The organism is Lysinibacillus sp. EB271-A1-10B, assembly GCF_058791335.1.
Genome location: NZ_JBYTDL010000012.1, coordinates 71,078 through 88,303 on the forward strand (window position 1 = coordinate 71,078; position 17,226 = coordinate 88,303).

At 36.8% G+C, this 17,226-nt stretch carries 15 protein-coding genes; 9 read left to right on the plus strand and 6 right to left on the minus strand.

The features are described 5' to 3' along the window. Positions 1–288: 288 nt before the first annotated feature. Positions 289–900 (plus strand): phosphatase PAP2 family protein, encoded by a 612-nt coding sequence (locus AC3WSK_RS15995; protein ID WP_079562496.1) that lies wholly within the window; start codon positions 289–291, stop codon positions 898–900. A 96-nt stretch (positions 901–996) separates the two neighbouring features. Here the strand turns inward: AC3WSK_RS15995 and AC3WSK_RS16000 are convergent, their stop codons facing one another. From AC3WSK_RS16000 to thrC, 3 genes are read right to left on the minus strand one after another with little or no spacing between them, the layout of a single operon-like run. Then, positions 997–1,680, minus strand: coding sequence for an MtnX-like HAD-IB family phosphatase (locus AC3WSK_RS16000; RefSeq protein ID WP_492414589.1), 684 nt, complete (start codon positions 1,678–1,680; stop codon positions 997–999). 28 nt (positions 1,681–1,708) lie between these two features. Continuing rightward, the gene (gene thrB, locus AC3WSK_RS16005) at positions 1,709–2,623 is read right to left on the minus strand and encodes a homoserine kinase (RefSeq protein ID WP_079562498.1); all 915 of its coding nucleotides are present in this window, start codon (positions 2,621–2,623) and stop codon (positions 1,709–1,711) included. Continuing rightward, complete coding sequence (thrC, locus tag AC3WSK_RS16010; RefSeq protein WP_079562499.1) at positions 2,620–3,672, minus strand: threonine synthase; 1,053 nt, start codon at positions 3,670–3,672, stop codon at positions 2,620–2,622. The genes thrB and thrC overlap by 4 nt, the downstream gene beginning before the upstream one ends. Before the next feature lie 205 nt (positions 3,673–3,877). Between thrC and AC3WSK_RS16015 the strand changes: the two genes are divergently transcribed. Next, positions 3,878–5,107, plus strand: coding sequence for an MFS transporter (locus AC3WSK_RS16015; protein WP_079562500.1), 1,230 nt, complete (start codon positions 3,878–3,880; stop codon positions 5,105–5,107). Positions 5,108–5,417: 310 nt separating this feature from the next. Further along, entirely contained in the window at positions 5,418–6,284 is an 867-nt protein-coding gene (locus AC3WSK_RS16020; RefSeq protein WP_427483463.1) for a MurR/RpiR family transcriptional regulator, read from the plus strand. 67 nt (positions 6,285–6,351) lie between these two features. Here AC3WSK_RS16020 and AC3WSK_RS16025 read toward each other — a convergent pair whose 3' ends face one another. Then, on the minus strand, positions 6,352–7,152 hold the full coding sequence (locus AC3WSK_RS16025; RefSeq protein ID WP_240518317.1) for a GNAT family N-acetyltransferase: 801 nt from the start codon (positions 7,150–7,152) through the stop codon (positions 6,352–6,354). Positions 7,153–7,598: 446 nt separating this feature from the next. Here AC3WSK_RS16025 and AC3WSK_RS16030 point away from each other — a divergent pair, with 446 nt between their 5' ends. Further along, entirely contained in the window at positions 7,599–8,525 is a 927-nt protein-coding gene (locus tag AC3WSK_RS16030) for a manganese-dependent inorganic pyrophosphatase (RefSeq protein WP_492414590.1), read from the plus strand. A 121-nt stretch (positions 8,526–8,646) separates the two neighbouring features. Here AC3WSK_RS16030 and AC3WSK_RS16035 read toward each other — a convergent pair whose 3' ends face one another. Continuing rightward, a complete protein-coding gene (locus tag AC3WSK_RS16035; RefSeq protein ID WP_492414591.1) occupies positions 8,647–10,026 on the minus strand; it encodes an FAD-dependent oxidoreductase in 1,380 nt (459 codons plus the stop codon). 126 nt (positions 10,027–10,152) lie between these two features. On the opposite strand from AC3WSK_RS16035, the gene AC3WSK_RS16040 reads away from it, so the two are divergent. The 3 genes from AC3WSK_RS16040 to AC3WSK_RS16050 all read left to right on the plus strand — a co-directional run bounded on the left by AC3WSK_RS16040 (position 10,153) and on the right by AC3WSK_RS16050 (position 14,575). Next, positions 10,153–10,860 (plus strand): DsbA family oxidoreductase, encoded by a 708-nt coding sequence (locus AC3WSK_RS16040; RefSeq protein WP_427483469.1) that lies wholly within the window; start codon positions 10,153–10,155, stop codon positions 10,858–10,860. Between the two features lie 409 nt (positions 10,861–11,269). Next, positions 11,270–11,893, plus strand: a complete 624-nt coding sequence (locus AC3WSK_RS16045; protein ID WP_079562506.1) for an FMN-dependent NADH-azoreductase — start codon at positions 11,270–11,272, stop codon at positions 11,891–11,893. Positions 11,894–12,220: 327 nt separating this feature from the next. Further along, positions 12,221–14,575, plus strand: coding sequence for a bifunctional 2',3'-cyclic-nucleotide 2'-phosphodiesterase/3'-nucleotidase (locus tag AC3WSK_RS16050; protein WP_492414592.1), 2,355 nt, complete (start codon positions 12,221–12,223; stop codon positions 14,573–14,575). A 259-nt stretch (positions 14,576–14,834) separates the two neighbouring features. On the opposite strand, the gene AC3WSK_RS16055 is transcribed toward AC3WSK_RS16050, so the two are convergent. Next, positions 14,835–15,062 carry a DUF2500 domain-containing protein gene (locus AC3WSK_RS16055; protein ID WP_492414593.1) on the minus strand — a complete coding sequence of 76 codons (228 nt, stop codon included), beginning with the start codon at positions 15,060–15,062 and terminating at the stop codon, positions 14,835–14,837. Between the two features lie 691 nt (positions 15,063–15,753). Between AC3WSK_RS16055 and AC3WSK_RS16060 the strand changes: the two genes are divergently transcribed. Together AC3WSK_RS16060 and murB are read left to right on the plus strand one after the other, a co-directional pair. Further along, the gene (locus tag AC3WSK_RS16060) at positions 15,754–16,059 is read left to right on the plus strand and encodes a winged helix-turn-helix transcriptional regulator (RefSeq protein WP_079562509.1); all 306 of its coding nucleotides are present in this window, start codon (positions 15,754–15,756) and stop codon (positions 16,057–16,059) included. Between the two features lie 224 nt (positions 16,060–16,283). After that, complete coding sequence (murB, locus tag AC3WSK_RS16065) at positions 16,284–17,198, plus strand: UDP-N-acetylmuramate dehydrogenase (RefSeq protein WP_079562510.1); 915 nt, start codon at positions 16,284–16,286, stop codon at positions 17,196–17,198. The last annotated feature ends 28 nt before the right edge of the window (positions 17,199–17,226 follow it).

Below are 17,226 nucleotides of genomic sequence, written 5' to 3' on the forward strand. Positions count from 1 at the left end.
GAGGAAGTGCATATTTTGTTTAGAAAAATAATACCTATCGTTGCAATCTTATTTGTCGTTGCATTAGCTCTCTCAAATTATTTTAATAAAGCAGAAGGAAGATCCTTTGTCATACCACAAGAAAGAGGGAATAAGGTAGGTTAGAAACCGGGCATTAAGGGGCAGTTGATTTTGTAAATTATACTGCCCCTTAATGCGGGATAAAGAGCAAATTACCTCAAGCAAGCTTAAATATGATATGATGTGAAAAATATGATAGTAGCATATAGTTTTGAGGTGAAGTAATAAATGAAAAAATGGGCTTATCCTTTAGCGGTATTAACGCTCATTATCTTTTTTGTGTTACGAGGTACTTTTCAAAGTGAAATAATCAGTACTTTTGATACAAAAATGGCTGATTTATTTTTCGGTAACCGTTTTGTAGAATTTTTTCACTATATAGGAGAACCGGTATTTGTAGTATCTGTCGCTATCGTCTTAATAGTGTATTTAGCATGGAAGGTGAAAAATAACCGAGGCATACTATTTGTTTTGTTAACAATCGCAGGTGGGAATGTACTTAATCAATTATTGAAAAAATGGGTACAACGACCAAGACCGGAGATTGAAGAACAATTAACATCCTTTAGCTTTCCATCTGGACATTCTATGACCGGTATCTTGTATTTATTTACAATTGCTTATGTTTTTTCGGAGAACAATAGCAGGGGACGTAAGGCATTACTTTGGCTTGGGGCAGTTGTTTTAACTGTGCTTATTGGTTTGTCTCGAGTTGCCGGAGCCCGTCATTTTGCTTCTGATGTATTGGCCGGATGGAGTATGGGGTATACGTGGTTTGTCATTTGTGTTTTTTGGTACGAACGTCGAAAGAGAATTTTTAAAGCAAAAAATAAATTATAAAATTGAAATGGGAGCCGTCTAATTAAGAAGGCTCCTATTGTTATATAGAAATAAGGGGGGTATCTTTGAACATACCGCCCTTATTTCTTTAACCTTTTATAAAGAAACAGCCTTGTCTGCTTCCATAAGCTTTTTTACAATTTCTAAGCAATCATAGAATGTTTCAAATGGCTCATAAGGAAGATGAAGGTCTTTACAGCGTTTAATAAGATGATCCCTAGCAAGTACTAAATCTGCCTGTTTGGCAGCCTCAAAATCAGAGAGTGAATCTCCAATCACGATTTTAAAATGATTGCCCTGTGCAACCTGTCGCATAACGCTTGGCTTGCAACAACCGCAGCCCTGTGTCTCAAATTTCGTACATTCTTCATCACAGCCGTTTGGAAAGACGAGTTCAATTTGCTGTCCGGAAAAATCAGCACTATTACAATATATTCCAGAAAATGGACCGTACTTTTCTAACAGTGGCTCAATGAAAAAGTCTACACCTCCACTAACAATATAAAACGGAATATGCTTCTCTTGTGCAAAACGAACGAAATCACCAAAGCCCTTACGTATAATGGCTTTATCCAATAAATAGTGGATAACATCATTCTTTTGTTTAGTCGATAATAGCTCGAACATTGCTGAAATGCCATCTTTAAAGGTAATAGTTTGTTCCATCATTGCCGAAGCAATTTTTTCAGATTCCTCTGGAACGAATTGAGTCATTAGTGAGACGATATTATCTGTTTCTGTAATAGTACCATCAAAATCACAGAAAATAATTGGTTTCAAGCTACTTCCCCCTTCCAAGAAAAAACGTCTACTTTTGCAGTAGACGTTTAAATTTCACTTGTACACCATGTTCATCGGCTTTTGTTAAGATAATTTGATGCTCTGGAAATTGATTTTTCATCGCATTTACAAAATTATGCGCAATAGCTGTAGGAATGATAGAAATCATTGTTGGTCCCGCCCCACTTAAAGCTGTTCCAAATGCCCCATTAGCCTTGGCGGATGCACGGATTTCTTTATATTGTGGGATTAATTGGGCACGGAAAGGTTCATGAAATAAATCAGCTTCCATATAACGACCTGCATGCTCATAATTACGAACCATTAATGAAGCTGCTAGCATATTTGCATTTGCAGAGGCTCTCACTGCGTATGCACGGTCAAATTGCTCTGGTAACACAGAACGAGCCTCACTTGTTTTTAGTTCGACATCTGGTACATACACAACAAAGGAAGCTTCTATATCATTAACATGAAATGTATCAACAACGCCATTTTCATCCATTGAGGAAATTGTTAATCCTCCTAATACCGAGGCTGTTGCATTGTCTGGATGCCCTTCGATTTGTGAGGATAAATCGAGTTTATCCTGAACAGTTAAGCCTAGATCACATACTTGGTTAACTAGTTCAATTCCTGCAACGATGACAGCTGCACTGCTCCCCAAACCGCGGGCTAATGGGAGTTCACTTGCCATTTCAACACGGCAAGCGGGTAGCTGCTTACCGTATTGGTCTGCAATTTTTTTGGCAATCACGTATAGTAAGTGCTCTTCTAGCTCAAACTCTTTAGGACCATTATCATCGAGGTGGATAATTTCCCAACTATCCTGTAAAGACACGGTTAACTTTAAGTAAAGAGACAAGCCAAGCCCTATTGAATCAAAGCCGGAGCCTAGATTGGCAGTGCTCCCAGGAACTGAGATTTGCCACATGTTACTCATAGTACGCCCTCGATGTATTTTCGAATTTCTTCCTCATCATTTTTAAGTGAGACAACATCTACAGTCGAGATATTCATAGCAGTATCAGGATCTTTTAAGCCATTACCAGTGAAAATCGTAACAACTTTAGAGCCCTTCGCAATTTTGCCATTTTCAACTGATTTAATAACGCCTGCTAATGATGCAGCTGAACCTGGCTCAACAAAAATTCCTTCAGTGCCTGCAATTAATTTGTAAGCAGCTAAAATTTCTTCGTCTGTCACCGAGTCAATAATTCCACCTGATTCATCGCGAGCTGCTTCTGCAAATTTCCAGCTTGCGGGATTACCGATACGAATAGCTGTTGCCACTGTCTCAGGATTAGCAATAGGTTCACCGTTTACAATTGCTGCTGCACCTTCAGCTTCAAAGCCAAACATCTTAGGTAAGCCAGAGCCCTTTGCTGCATCATATTCTTTAAAGCCCTTCCAATACGCAGTAATGTTACCTGCGTTACCAACAGGGATACAAAGATAATCTGGAGCGGCTCCTAAAGCATCTACAATTTCAAATGATGCTGTTTTTTGCCCCTCGATGCGGTATGGATTTACAGAGTTTACAAGTGCCACTGGAGTTGTTTCACTTACTTGACGAACGATGTTTAAAGCATCATCAAAGTTACCGTCGATTTCGATAATCTTTGCACCATACATTGTCGCTTGTGCTAGCTTACCTAGGGCAACTTTCCCTTTAGGGATCACGACTATGGATTGGATTCCAGCACGTGTTGCATAAGCTGCCGCTGCAGCTGAAGTGTTACCTGTTGAAGCACAAATAACACATTTGCTACCTTCTTCAATTGCTTTAGCAACGGCAAACACCATGCCACGGTCTTTAAATGAACCTGTTGGATTTGCACCTTCGATCTTTCCGTAAAGTTCAATGCCAAGTTTCTTAGATAAATTTACTAAATGTATAAGAGGCGTATTGCCTTCGTTTAAAGTTAGAGCAGGTGTACTTTCTGTTACGGGTAAAAATTGTTTATATTCCTCGATTAGGCCTTTCCACATAACGTTACGATCTCCTTTTGTTCTTATAGGAAGAACAGTTGTTTTTGTATAAAAGACATTTTAACGCAAATGGCCCTATGTTTTCAATAGAATTTGAGAAATTGTCGAAACAATTCGGTAATTTGAATTTTTGCTTGTCACTTTCTTGAAATAACTGTATAGTAAACTAGCAATGTAAAGTCAAGTGTAAAGACAGGTGGTTGAAATGACGACAAATACTGTTACAACAAATAAGGTTCAACAATCTATTTCTCGAAATAAGCTTTTAAGGGTAGCAGGCGTTGGCTGGCTTTTCGATGCTATGGATGTAGGGATATTATCATTCGTTATTGCTGCGTTAGCAGTTGATTGGGGATTAACACCAAGTCAAGCCGGTTGGATAGGTAGCATCAATTCAATCGGGATGGCTGTAGGAGCTCTTATATTCGGTGTGCTTGCCGATAAAGTAGGACGTAAGCAAATTTTTATGTGGACGCTCGTTTTATTTTCGATTGCAAGTGGCTTATCGGCATTTACAACTACATTATTTGCTTTTATGGCACTACGCTTTTTAGTAGGCATGGGACTAGGGGGCGAATTGCCAGTCGCATCGACGCTAGTTTCTGAGAGTGTAGAAGCAAAAGAACGTGGGCGAGTGGTTGTTTTACTGGAAAGCTTCTGGGCAGCGGGGTGGTTAATCGCTGCACTGATTTCGTATTTTGTTATTCCAACCTGGGGATGGCGTATTGCTTTATTGTTAACGGCAATTCCAGCAGTATATGCAATTTATCTTCGTTGGCACTTACCAGATTCACCTCAATTTGTAGTAAAGGCAGAGTCTAAAAAACGTAGTGTTGTGCAAAATATTCAAGAAGTATGGTCGAAAAAATATGTACGCTCGACACTTATGTTATGGGTGTTATGGTTTACGGTTGTTTTCTCGTATTACGGTATGTTTTTATGGCTACCAAGTGTCATGGTTAGTAAAGGGTTTGATATGATTACGAGCTTTAAATATGTTCTCATTATGACGCTTGCACAGCTACCAGGTTATTTTACAGCTGCATGGTTTATAGAAAAATTTGGACGGAAGTTTGTACTTATTTCCTATTTAATTGGTACAGCTGTAAGTGCTTTCATTTTTGGTAATGCCGAAACGATGGTAGTACTATTAACATCAGGAATGTTTTTATCGTTCTTTAACTTAGGAGCATGGGGTGCACTCTATGCTTATACACCAGAGCAGTATCCAGCAATTATTCGTGGAACAGGTGCAGGAATGGCAGCAGCGGTTGGCCGTATCGGTGGTATTTTTGGCCCTTTGTTAGTAGGAATTTTATTAACGGCAGGCTATGATATCGGCTTCATCTTCGCGATTTTCTGCGGAGCGATTATTATCGGAGTTGTTGGGGTAATTTTCTTAGGACAAGAAACAAAACAAATGGAATTAGATTAAAAAATAATCATGTCTTGGATGGGCGATTGTCTAGTCCAAGACATTTTTTATAATTTTATTACATAAAAATTAGAGAATATTAATTTTTATTCAAATATTTTTAAAAATCTGTTAGAATCAATTCATCAAAAACCTTAAGGGTAGAACAATTTTATGAAACTGCCACATTAGCAAGTTAAAGTGTTAAAGATTTTTCAGAAAAGTCATTGTATTCAGATTGTAATCGTGATACTGTATTTTTAACCGAATTTAGAGTCAGTAGGAACAATCTCCATTCGTGATAATTTCATTGAAAGAAAGGTTGTTAGAAATGAGTATTAATGAAGAAATAGAAAGTAAATTTGTTAGGCTGTCGAAGGGACAGCGTAAAGTTGCACAGTTTGTAATGAATAACCATACAGTTGTAATTAGTAATGGAGCAGCAGAAGTAGGGAGACAGGCAAATGTTAGTGAATCGACAGTGATTCGTTTTTGTTATGCGATGGATTTATCGGGCTATGTAGAACTACAAGACAAAATTAGAAGCTATTTAATGACTCAAAATGGTCATGAGAGTCTTCAACTTACATATCCATCAAATAAGATTAATATTTCGAGTTTTGGTAAGGTTATGCAACGTGATATACAAAATATTCAAGATACGATTCATTTGATAAATGATCATATGCTCCAAAAAAGTTCTAAATGGATGCACGAAGCAGAGAACGTTTATATTTTAGGTACTCGTCAAGCTGCGTCCATTGCAAACTGGTTAGCGTATACAATGAAAACGTTACGTCCAAACGTGAAACAGCTTCGCTCAGAATCCGATGATCTTGTACAGCAAATTAACAGTATGAGTGAACAAACGACATTAATTGTTTTTTCATGGGACAAGCATTCAAATGACATTCAAACGATTGTAGAAATTGCTAAGAAGAAAAAGGCAAGAATTATTGCCATTACTGGTTCTGCGTTTTCTTCTATTCGGGAATTTGCAAGTGCATTATTTACACTTGGTCTAAAAAAGCAATCTACATTGGACGTTATTCCAGTATTGTTCTCTTTTTTACATGCGCTAATTGAAGAAATGGTCAGCCAGGACAAGGCACAATATGAGAAATATCAACAATCCTATGAACAAGTAGAAAATAATTTGTTATTTTTAGATGCAGTAAGAGAAAAGCAAGTTTTCTAATCATTTTACAACGCTACACATAAAAAAAGATGTCCAAATAAGTTTTAGACATCCTTGAAAAAGAAGCTTATAAAATTTTGCTTAAACTATATTCGTTAATAAAGGTATCATTTAATTTAATGGCATTTTGTCGGATGCCTTCTTGCTGAAAGCCTAATTTTTTGAACAAATTTAAAGCACAATCATTATGCTCCATGACAGATACTTCTAAGCGTGAAATATCTCGCTGTATAGACCAACGTTCTACTGCTTCCATCAGCGCTGAGCCGATACCTTGTCGCTGATGCTCCTCCTTAACAGCTAGATGAACTGATGCAACATGTTTAGCTTTAGAATGTTTATATCCATGAATAACGGCATAGCCAGCAAAAATGCCGTTTACTATACAACATAAAATCGTACGGTTCTTCAATTGTTTCCAATAGACCAAATCTTTTCGAAGTTGTTGAACTGTAAGGTCTAATTCGTTTTCCATATTATACATGAAGTCAGTTTGTTGGAAAATTTCTTCTTGCAAATGAATAAATGATCGGGCGTCAGATGCTTCAATTGCTCGAATTATGTATGCAGGTGGGTTATCGTCATTTGTAGAAACATTACTCGTAGTCTTCATTTGTGTACGCGAGAAAGTTACACTGGTACCGAGCTTAACATCCATGACATAATAGCCTGCATTTGTCCATGACAAATAGTGAGAGAGAGGGGGCTTTGTTTTTTTCCACCAGCTCCTATTTAAGTAAGCTGCATTTGGCAAGGCTTGTCCCATAATATTTTCGAGTTCGCTAAATGATAAAGTAATTTCTTGTTGTAAAGCTACTTCAAAATAATTTGCTAAAGGAATATACTTTTTTTCCATCTTCTTTGTCATTGTAATCCCCATTTCCTGTATATCCTAAAAAATATAGACTACCTGATGATAGCATAAAATTACGTTTTCATAAATACGAAAACACAACTATATATCTATTTATAGTAAATATTTTTTATAAACTATGTATTTTTATTATTAAATGTTATAAATAGGGTGTTATTAACAGATAAATATATTATATTTAATAATAATCTATAAATGTTATAAAAAGGGATTTTTCATCATGCGTTCAGTCTTCTTTCCTGAACTAAAAAAGCCTACCTCTAGCATGTATAGGAAAAGTAAGTAATACATGATAGTATGGTTATCCTAAAACGGGGGATTTTGGATGTATATTGGCAGTAGATCCTTTATAGATAAACTTTCACTTTATAACATGTTTGTTCATAAGGTATGATAAAATAAACTATAAATGTTATTGCCATTTAGGAGGAATTAATTTAATGAGTAAAGTTTTAGTTTTTGGTCATAAAAATCCAGATACAGACACAATTACATCTGCTATTGTATATGCATATTTAAAACAGCAAATTGGTGTTGATGCTGAAGCGGTACGCCTTGGTGAAGTAAATAATGAAACACAATTTGCTTTAGATAAATTTGGCTTTGAGGCACCTCGATTAATTTCATCAGTAGCTGGAGAAGCGGAGAAAGTAATCCTTGTAGACCACAATGAATTCCAACAATCTGCTGACGGAATCGAAGAAGTACAAATTACAGAAGTGATTGATCATCACCGTATTGCAAACTTCCAAACAGCTGACCCACTATACTACCGAGCTGAACCTGTAGGTTGTACGGCTACGATTTTAAATAAAATCTTCAAAGAACATGGCGTAGCAGTTCCTGCAAACATTGCTGGTTTAATGTTTTCAGCCATCGTTTCTGATACATTATTATTCAAATCTCCAACTTGCACTGAGCAAGATGTACAAGCTGGTGAAGAGCTAGCGAAAATTGCAGGTGTTGATGCCGCGGAATATGGATTAGCAATGCTTAAAGCAGGTGCTGATCTTTCAGATAAATCATTAGAAGATCTTTTATCATTAGATGCGAAAGAATTCCAATTCGGTGAATATAAATCTGTAGTGGCCCAAGTAAATGCTGTCGACATTAACGATGTACTTGGCCGCCAAGAGGAATTAGAAAATTTATTAAATAAAAATGTAGCGGAAAATGGTTTAGATTTATTCTTCTTTGTTGTAACGGATATTTTAAACAATGATTCAACTGCTGTTGCAATTGGACAAGTAGCAGAGGCTGCAGCAAAAGGATTTGGCGCAGAGCTTGTGAATAATCGCGTTCTTTTACCGGGTGTTGTATCTCGTAAAAAACAAATCGTCCCAGTTTTAACTGATGCATTGAAATAATGAAAAAGAGGTTGCCTCGGAATAGGCAACCTCTTTTTTTATTGTTAAGGAAATTATAGAAATACTTTTGCTGTGGGCTCTCCAACGCTTGCTGATGTAAACGAGCGTTTTAACGCATTTATTAATCTAGCTTTAAAGGGTGCACAGCAGGACCTTCAAGAACTTCCCCTTTGGCATTAAAGCGAGAGCCGTGACAAGGGCAATCCCAAGTTTCATCGGCTTCATTCCATTTTGTTTTACAACCTAAATGCGTGCAAGTTGGTGTATTTGCACGTTTCACATAACCTGTTACGAATTCTTTGGCTACAAAACCTCCTACCTTTAGCATCTGCATAAATTGAGCACCAAATTTCGTACGTGTTGGTGAATAAAGAGGAATGGCGCCATCTTCATTCCCAGCACCTGTTATTAAGGAGGATAATAGATCTCCGGCTACAAAAGAATTGGAAATGCCCCATTTTCGATAGCCAGTTGCAATGAAAACATTAGGCAAGGACGGTGTAATCCTGCCAACATACGGGACCATATCAGGTGTTTCGATGTCCTGCGCAGACCAGCGATAGATAGAATCCTGATCGAAGTGAGCCTTCATTTCATTTTGAATAGCATCATAATAGGGCTGGGTATTGGTTGTTTCACCTGCAATATGATTAGCGCCACCTAATACTAAATAATGCTCATCGTTAATGGTAGCTGTTCGAATAGAGCGTGTAGGATTATCTACACATAAGTATTGACCTTGTAGTGTATCAGTAATTTTACCAGCAACCATATAGGAGCGACTGTTAGAAAGTTTGAAAAGATGTAGTCCTCTAAAGGCTTCGATTGGATAGTGTGAGCATAAAATAAGCTTGTTGTATTGAACCGACATGTCATTTGCGGTATGTAAGCTATTTTGTGGTATGTTTAATTGCTGAACACGGGTATTTGTATAGATTTTTGCGCCCATTGATAATGCTTCTTTTACAAGGAAATTACACACTTCTACAGGATGAATTTGTGCTTGCTGGGACATGCTGAGTGCTTTTGTAATTGGAAAGGGAAGCTCTGTGTCAGTAGTGATTTTCGCCTTAATATTTAATACTTTATAGGCATTCCATTCTTTTAATAATTGGGCGTAGCCTTCTTTTGTTTGGCAATAAAGCAATGAATCTACTTGTTGAATACTTTCTTTAGGGAGTAGCTGTAATGCTTTTTCTACAGCTATTTGATTGAGCTGATAATAAAGCCGCGCTTCATCTACAGAAAGTTTTTCAATAAGGTTGGCATAAACTAAGCTATGCTGTGCAGTTAGTTTTCCTGTTGAATGACCAGTCGTACCATGACCGATATGGGAATTTGCCTCAAGTAAGACTACATCTACACCTGATTTTGCTAAGACATATGCTGTATATAGTCCCGTCAAGCCTCCGCCAATAATACATACATCACAAGTTGTTGATGCAGGAAGGGATGGTAAGGAGACGGGATCAATTGTTCCGAGCCAAAGAGATTGTGTCATACATAACCCTCACATTGTTTTTACGTTCAGTATGTAGATTGATTTGAGAAATTATGCAATGAAGCATAAAAATTGCCTTGTAATCATTACTATCGATACAATGTAGCAAAAGGAGCGTGACTAACTATGAAAATTGAAATCTGGTCAGATTATGTATGTCCGTTTTGTTATATTGGCAAAAAGCAATTAGAGCAAGCGATTGAGGAAACTGGTTTTGCAGGGCAGGTAGAGCTCGTTTATAAAAGCTATCAGCTTGACCCAACAACACCTGTGGATACAAATGTGTCTACGTATGAAGCATTGGCGAAAAAGTATGGGATGTCGCTAGAAAAAGCGAAAGAAATGACGCAAGGTGTTGCGGCTCGTGCAAAAGAAGTTGGCCTAGATTATAACTTTGATCATTCAATGGAAGAAAATACTTTAAAAGCACATCGGCTAGTGAAATGGGCAGAACAACAAGGGGATGTTTCAGCGCTTGTTGAAGCACTATTATACAATTATTTTATTGAAGCAAAGCGAATTGGTCAGGATGATGTATTAATCGATATTGCCGAGCAAGTAGGTTTAAATCGTGAAGAAGTTGCAAAGGTTCTTGCTAACGACGATTTTAAAACAGAGGTAGAGACTGATATACAAGAAGGGCTACAACTGGGCGTGCGAGGGGTACCGTTCTTTGTATTAAATCGTAAGTACGGTATTTCTGGAGCACAACCTCAAGAAGTATTTGAAGAAACTTTACGTAAAGTTGCCGAAGAAGAAGGCTTACAACCAGAATTAAAGATGGCAGGCTCAGGAGACGGTGGAGTTTGTACGGACGATAGCTGTAAATTTTAACTTTGTTGGAGCAAATCAAGAGCTATAAGATTAGTAAGTCTATTCATATCTAATATATATACTTTAATAGCTAATTATAAAAAGGGATGACCTGTGCAAAAACGCATATCATGTGGAAAAATTGATCTTCGTTACGACTGGGTGACTCCTTGGGATTAGCGATTTAGAGGAACGAATGCTAAGAGCATCACGTCCTGTGATAACGCCTTCGTGACCAACATCCTGCTACAAAGCACCCAGTCGGAACGGAAATCAACCCTTCGTTATGGTGTGAATATTATGAAATATCCGCATTTCGGTCAAAAGTCTTAGTATACTAACGTTGACTTTTTACACAAAGTTTTTTAATATATTCATATATCTTGAATTCGAGATATTAAACTTTGAAATTTAAGGGAGAATTTATATAATGAATGTATTAGTAGTAAAAGCAAACAACCGTCCAGACGGTATTTCAACAAAAATGTACGACACATTTATGGAAAATGTACAAGGTGTCAACGTAACGACTTTTGACGTATTCGCAGAAGATATGCCTTATTTCGGTCAAGATCTTTTCAATGCTTTTGGTAAAGTTCAAAACGGTGAAACGTTAACTGACATTGAATCACGTCTTTTAGCTGCAAAACAAAAAGCTATGGATGTTTTAACTGCAGCTGATGTTGTCGTATTTGCTTTCCCACTTTGGAACTTAACAATCCCAGCGAAATTACAAACTTTCATTGACTATGTATTCCAGGCTGGTTATACATTTAAATATAATGAAAACGGTCAATTAGAAGGCTTAATGACTGACAAAAAAGTAGTTATTTTAAATGCTCGCGGTGGTTACTACTCTGCACCTGAAGCACAACCAATGGAAATGTCAGTTAACTACATCAAAAATGTTGTTGGCATGTTCGGTATGGAAATTATCGAAGAGGTTATCATTGAGGGTCATAACGCTTCACAAGATAAAGCGCAAGAAATTATTGCAAATGGCCTAGAAGCGGTTAAAAAAGTAGCTCAATCTTTACAAACTGTAACTGCATAATAAATACTATTCTCTAGCGTATTGATTAGGGAAATATAGTAATTCTTTTAAAAAAAGTTCTCTCTAATTTGAGAGAACTTTTTTTTATTCATAGAGGTACGGTAGTGGTAAGGAGGTCTAACCCATTGGTACTCTGCATGTACTTCGAATTTACATTTACTAACATGTGGTTGTATAAATGATATTAATCTATTATTTTCAGAAGAAGAGTTTTGCTATTCGTTTAAAAATACATACAATTGGGACTATTTATTCAATTAAATTATTAATTAGTATAATATAATAAAAACCGTAGGAAAATATTAGATTTATAAGGAGGTTGTTACCATGGGTAAAAAGTTTATTACTAAATTCTTAGCGATGTTACTCGTTCTATTCGCGGTATTACCATTTGGACTATCTGCGAATGCTGCATCAAACGATGTGACACGCGGGGATTACGTGAAAGAATTAGTAGAAAGCTTAAATGTAGGGCTAGGGGATGGTTCCAAAACTGCCTTTACTGACATCTCTAAGGAGTTAGCTCCGTATGTAGAAAAGGCAGTGGAACTGAATCTTATTAAAGGTAAAACGGCGACGTTGTTTGGTCCAAATGATAAATTGACACGACAACAAGCATTCGTTATTTCTGCTCGTGGATTAGCCAAAGATAACGCACCACTTTCTGTATTAGATAAGTTTAAAGATGCGGATCAAATTGCTAAAGCACATAAGCAAGATTTAGCAAATGCTGTTGCAGCAAACTTATTACAAGGCTTTGGGGATAACACAATTCGTCCGCGTGCCTATGTAACAACTGAGCAAATGCAAAGTATTATTAAACGCTTTGTAGCCGAATACAAATTATCAACATCTACAGTAAATCTTCAAATTTTAGGAACAACAGATATTCATACAAATCTTGCTAATTACAATTATTTCTTAGATGCTGAATCAGCTGATGTAGGTCTAGCAAACACGGCTACATTAATTGAACAGGCTCGTAAGGAGAACCCAAATACATTATTATTTGATAATGGTGATTTAATTCAAGGAACGCCACTAGGCTCTTATAAAGCGTTAGAGAATCCTTTGAAACCAGGTGAGGTTCATCCAGCAATAGCAGCACTAAATGCACTGAAATATGATGGAGGAACTTTAGGAAATCACGAGTTCAACTATGGTTTAAAGTTTTTAGATGAAGTATTAAATGATGCAAAATATCCAGTCGTAAATGCAAACACATACGACGCTAAAACAAAAAAGCGTATGTACACACCGTACGTAATTCTTAATAAAGAGGTAGTAGACAATACAGGTAAAAAGCACACGCTTAAAGTGGGTGTTACAGGGATTGTACCTACGAAAATTGTTGAATGGGATGCTATTCATTTAGCAGGCAAAGTAGAAATGCAAGAACCAGTTGAAGCGGTGAAAGAAGTTGTACCAGAAATGCAAAAAGCAGGTGCAGACGTAATTGTAGTACTTTCACATTCAGGTATTGGTGAAGATACTTACGAAAAAGGTAACGAAAACGTTGGGTACCAAATCTCTGAGATTAAAGGTGTCGATGCTTTAATTACAGGTCACTCTCATTTGACATTCCCAGGCGACTATAAAAATCTGAAAAATGTCGATCAAGAAAAAGGGACAATTAACGGTGTTCCAACTGTAATGGCAGGAAGCTATGGTAGCTATCTTGGAGTTATTGATTTACAACTAGAACAAAAAGGCGCTAAATGGGTTGTGAAGGATGGACAAGGTTCTATCCGTTCTATCAAACAAGAAGGCCTAAAACCATCTAAAACAGTTTTAAATGTAATTAAAGAAGCGCATGAAGGTACGTTAAAGTATATTCGTCAGCCTGTTGGTGAGACAACTGCACCAATCCATAGCTACTTCTCAATGGTTCAAGACGATCCTTCTATTCAAATTGTGACACAAGCTCAAAAATGGTTTATTGAAAAAGAATTAAAAGGTACTGCTGATGAAAACATCCCGCTTCTTTCAGCTGGTGCGCCTTTCAAAGCGGGATCTCGAAATAACCCTGCAGATTACACAAACATTCCTGTAGGTCCACTAGCGATTAAAAATATGGCAGACATTTATTATTACGATAATACGCTTGCAACGATTAAAGTAACAGGTGCGCAAGCTATTGAATGGTTAGAAATGGCTGCTGGTGTTTTTGCAACAATTGATCCAAAACAAACTAAAGAACAAAATATTATTGACCCAGAGGCACGTTCTTACAATTTTGATGTATTAGATGGCTTAACTTATCAAATTGATGTTACATCACCTGCGAAATATGATAGTCGAGGTATTTTACTAGATGAAAAAGCAAATCGTATTAAAAACGTGCAATACAACGGTAAACCAATCGATCTAAAACAAGAATTTATTATCATTTCGAACAATTACCGTGTTGGTGGTTCTTATGGTGCTACATTTAAAAAGGCAGATGGCTCTAACTTAACAAACTATGCTTATGAAAATCGCCAAGCTGTCATTGACTACATTATGACAAACAAAACAATTAATTCTGCTGCGGATAACAATTGGTCATTTGTACCGTTCCCAGCAAATACAAAAGTTATTTACAATTCTGCAAAGGATGCACAAAAAGTCATTCCGGCAGGTAGCAGTATCGAATATTTAGGCGATACTGAAGGCGGCTTTGGTAAATATTTAATTAAGTAATAATGAAATGTTAAAAAGGAGAGGGCGTTGTTAAACGCTGCTCTCCTTTTTTTGTCGTTCGAATGCATGATAACGTGTTCCTTGAAATGATAGTAAGCCAAAGTCACCATCTGTGAGCTGTCCATAATCACGACCATTCATTTTTAACTTATTTCAGCGGTTGTCCAAACATCCGCTGAAATAAGTTAAAGCCTCCGGCGGATGTCAAAGAATCGGAAGGAAGTTCTTTGTGCAAGCACAAAGCCGATTCCGGGCGCAATTATGCCGAGGCATAATTGATCTCTAGACGATCGCCACTTTGTACTTCAAACGTGACGTAGTACGATGTATGTGCACTAGAGTTACCAGAACCTCCACTAGTATTAGACCGTTTTGTTACGGCTTTAGCGGGTACTGTTAGTAATGGTTCATTGTTGTTTTTTGACCATTGTATAGTACTTTTAATAATAGAAAATGCGATAACACCGAATACGATAAAAAACATCATTGAAATAAAAGTATGTCCTGAAGAGAATTCATCAAACCCTACAAGGCCTCCGTTCTACGAAATATTGGCTTGAAGTTGTTTTAAAGGAAATACTTCAAGATCCACTACGACAATTCACCACCTGTTTCTAGGAGAGTATTATAAAATTCAATCTGTGCTTTCATCAGGAATCCATTCTTCTTGCGCCCATGGATTTACACTGTTCCCTGTATATACTGTTGTAAAAACAATCAATGGGCTTTGTTAGATCCTTAATAGTTAAATTTCCATGTAAAGCAAACTTTTTATCTTCTAATTGTTCAATATATGTAGACGTAAATAAAATTTTTGTAAATATAAAAAATAAGCTTCTTAAAAGTCATTACAGTACGGTAACTTTTCTTCTAACAGAGGGGAATAGTCATAATAATAAAATCATGTGCATCTATATAGAAATAAGTGGCCATTTTTATTAAATAATAAGCTACCATGACTACGCTCTGATTGAGCAGCCGTGGCTAATTTTTTATGCCATCAGTAGCTTTGATACGATGTTAAAGCAAAAGATAATGCCAAAAATGAAAAAACATTTCAAGTTACATTTAGTAATCAAATAAGAAAAGGTAAATAGATTACTTGTAGTAAATAAGTTACTTCAAATTTACTTTTTTAAAAATTATCGTTACAATAGAGTACATAAGAGGTGAAAAAAATGAGTGAGTCAAATTTATGTCCTCGTTTAGCTAAAGCTATGGATTTAATTGGAAAACGCTGGACAGGGCTGATTTTATATCAATTATTAGATGGACCACAGCGCTTTAATGAGATTGAAAATGCATTACCTGTAAGTGGTCGTTTATTATCCGAACGTTTAAAAGAGCTAGAAAAAGAAGGGCTTGTTGAAAGAAAAGTATATTCAGAAGTACCAGTGCGTGTTGAATATTCTTTAACGGATAAAGGTTGGGCACTAGAAGGAGCAATCCGCAATATCGAATTGTGGGCAACGAGTTGGCTGTAAAAGTGTGAAGTCTATCTCGAAATTTCTGATGGGTAGATAAACATTGGACATATGTAATATAATGACCATGAATTTTTTTTATCCTATTCATCGGCTCTGCACGGAGAGTCTCGTTACCTATTAAGGCGAGATAAAAATTACCCTTCATTTTTACTTGTCAAATTAGGGTTCTAAATCCATACTAGTGTAGAGTAAGAAAGGACGTTAGAAAGGAATTAGCTTTTATGACAAAAGAACAATGGGCGGCGGATTTAGCACAGAGCGTTAATCCGGCCAATATTAAGTTGAATGAATCATTACAGCAATATACTATGACAAAATTAGGTGGTAAAGCGGATGTTTTCGTTCTCGCTGAAACAGAGGAAGAGGCAGCAACGGTTATTCGCTATGCTTACAAAAATAATATACCTTTATTAATGTTAGGTAATGGATCAAATATGGTCGTTCGTGATGGCGGTCATCGAGGGATCGTTGTTACATTTTCTTTTTTAGATGAAATTCGCATTAATGGTGACCATGTTTATGCGCAAAGTGGTGCACTTATAAAAGATGTATCGAAACTGGCAGCAGCAGCATCTTTAACAGGTTTTGAATTTGCTTGTGGTATTCCTGGCTCAGTTGGTGGGGCTATGGCAATGAATGCCGGTGCATATGGCGGTGAAATTAAGGATATTATTATTTCATCGAAAGTGCTAACAAAAGAAGGCGAAATTTTAATACTATCAAAAGAAGATCTTGAACTTGGTTATCGTCAAAGTATCATTGCCAAGAAAGGATACTATGTATTATCATCCGAATTTCAATTAGCAAAAGGTGTACAGGAAGAAATTGATGCAAAAATTGCTGATTTAACGTTTCAGCGAGAATCTAAGCAGCCGTTAGAATACCCATCTGCAGGGAGCGTTTTTAAGCGCCCACCTGGTCACTTTGCTGGTAAGCTTATTCAAGATAGTGGCTTACAAGGAAAAGGCGTTGGTGATGCAGAGGTATCAACGAAGCATGCAGGCTTTATTGTTAATAAAGGTAATGCAACGGCTACTGAATATATTGCAACAATTCAAATGGTACAACGAGAAGTTAAAGAAAAGTTTGGCATCGATTTAGAAACAGAAGTAAAAATCGTTGGTGACGACTTATAGAATACTACGCCCTTCGCTAATGGTGGAG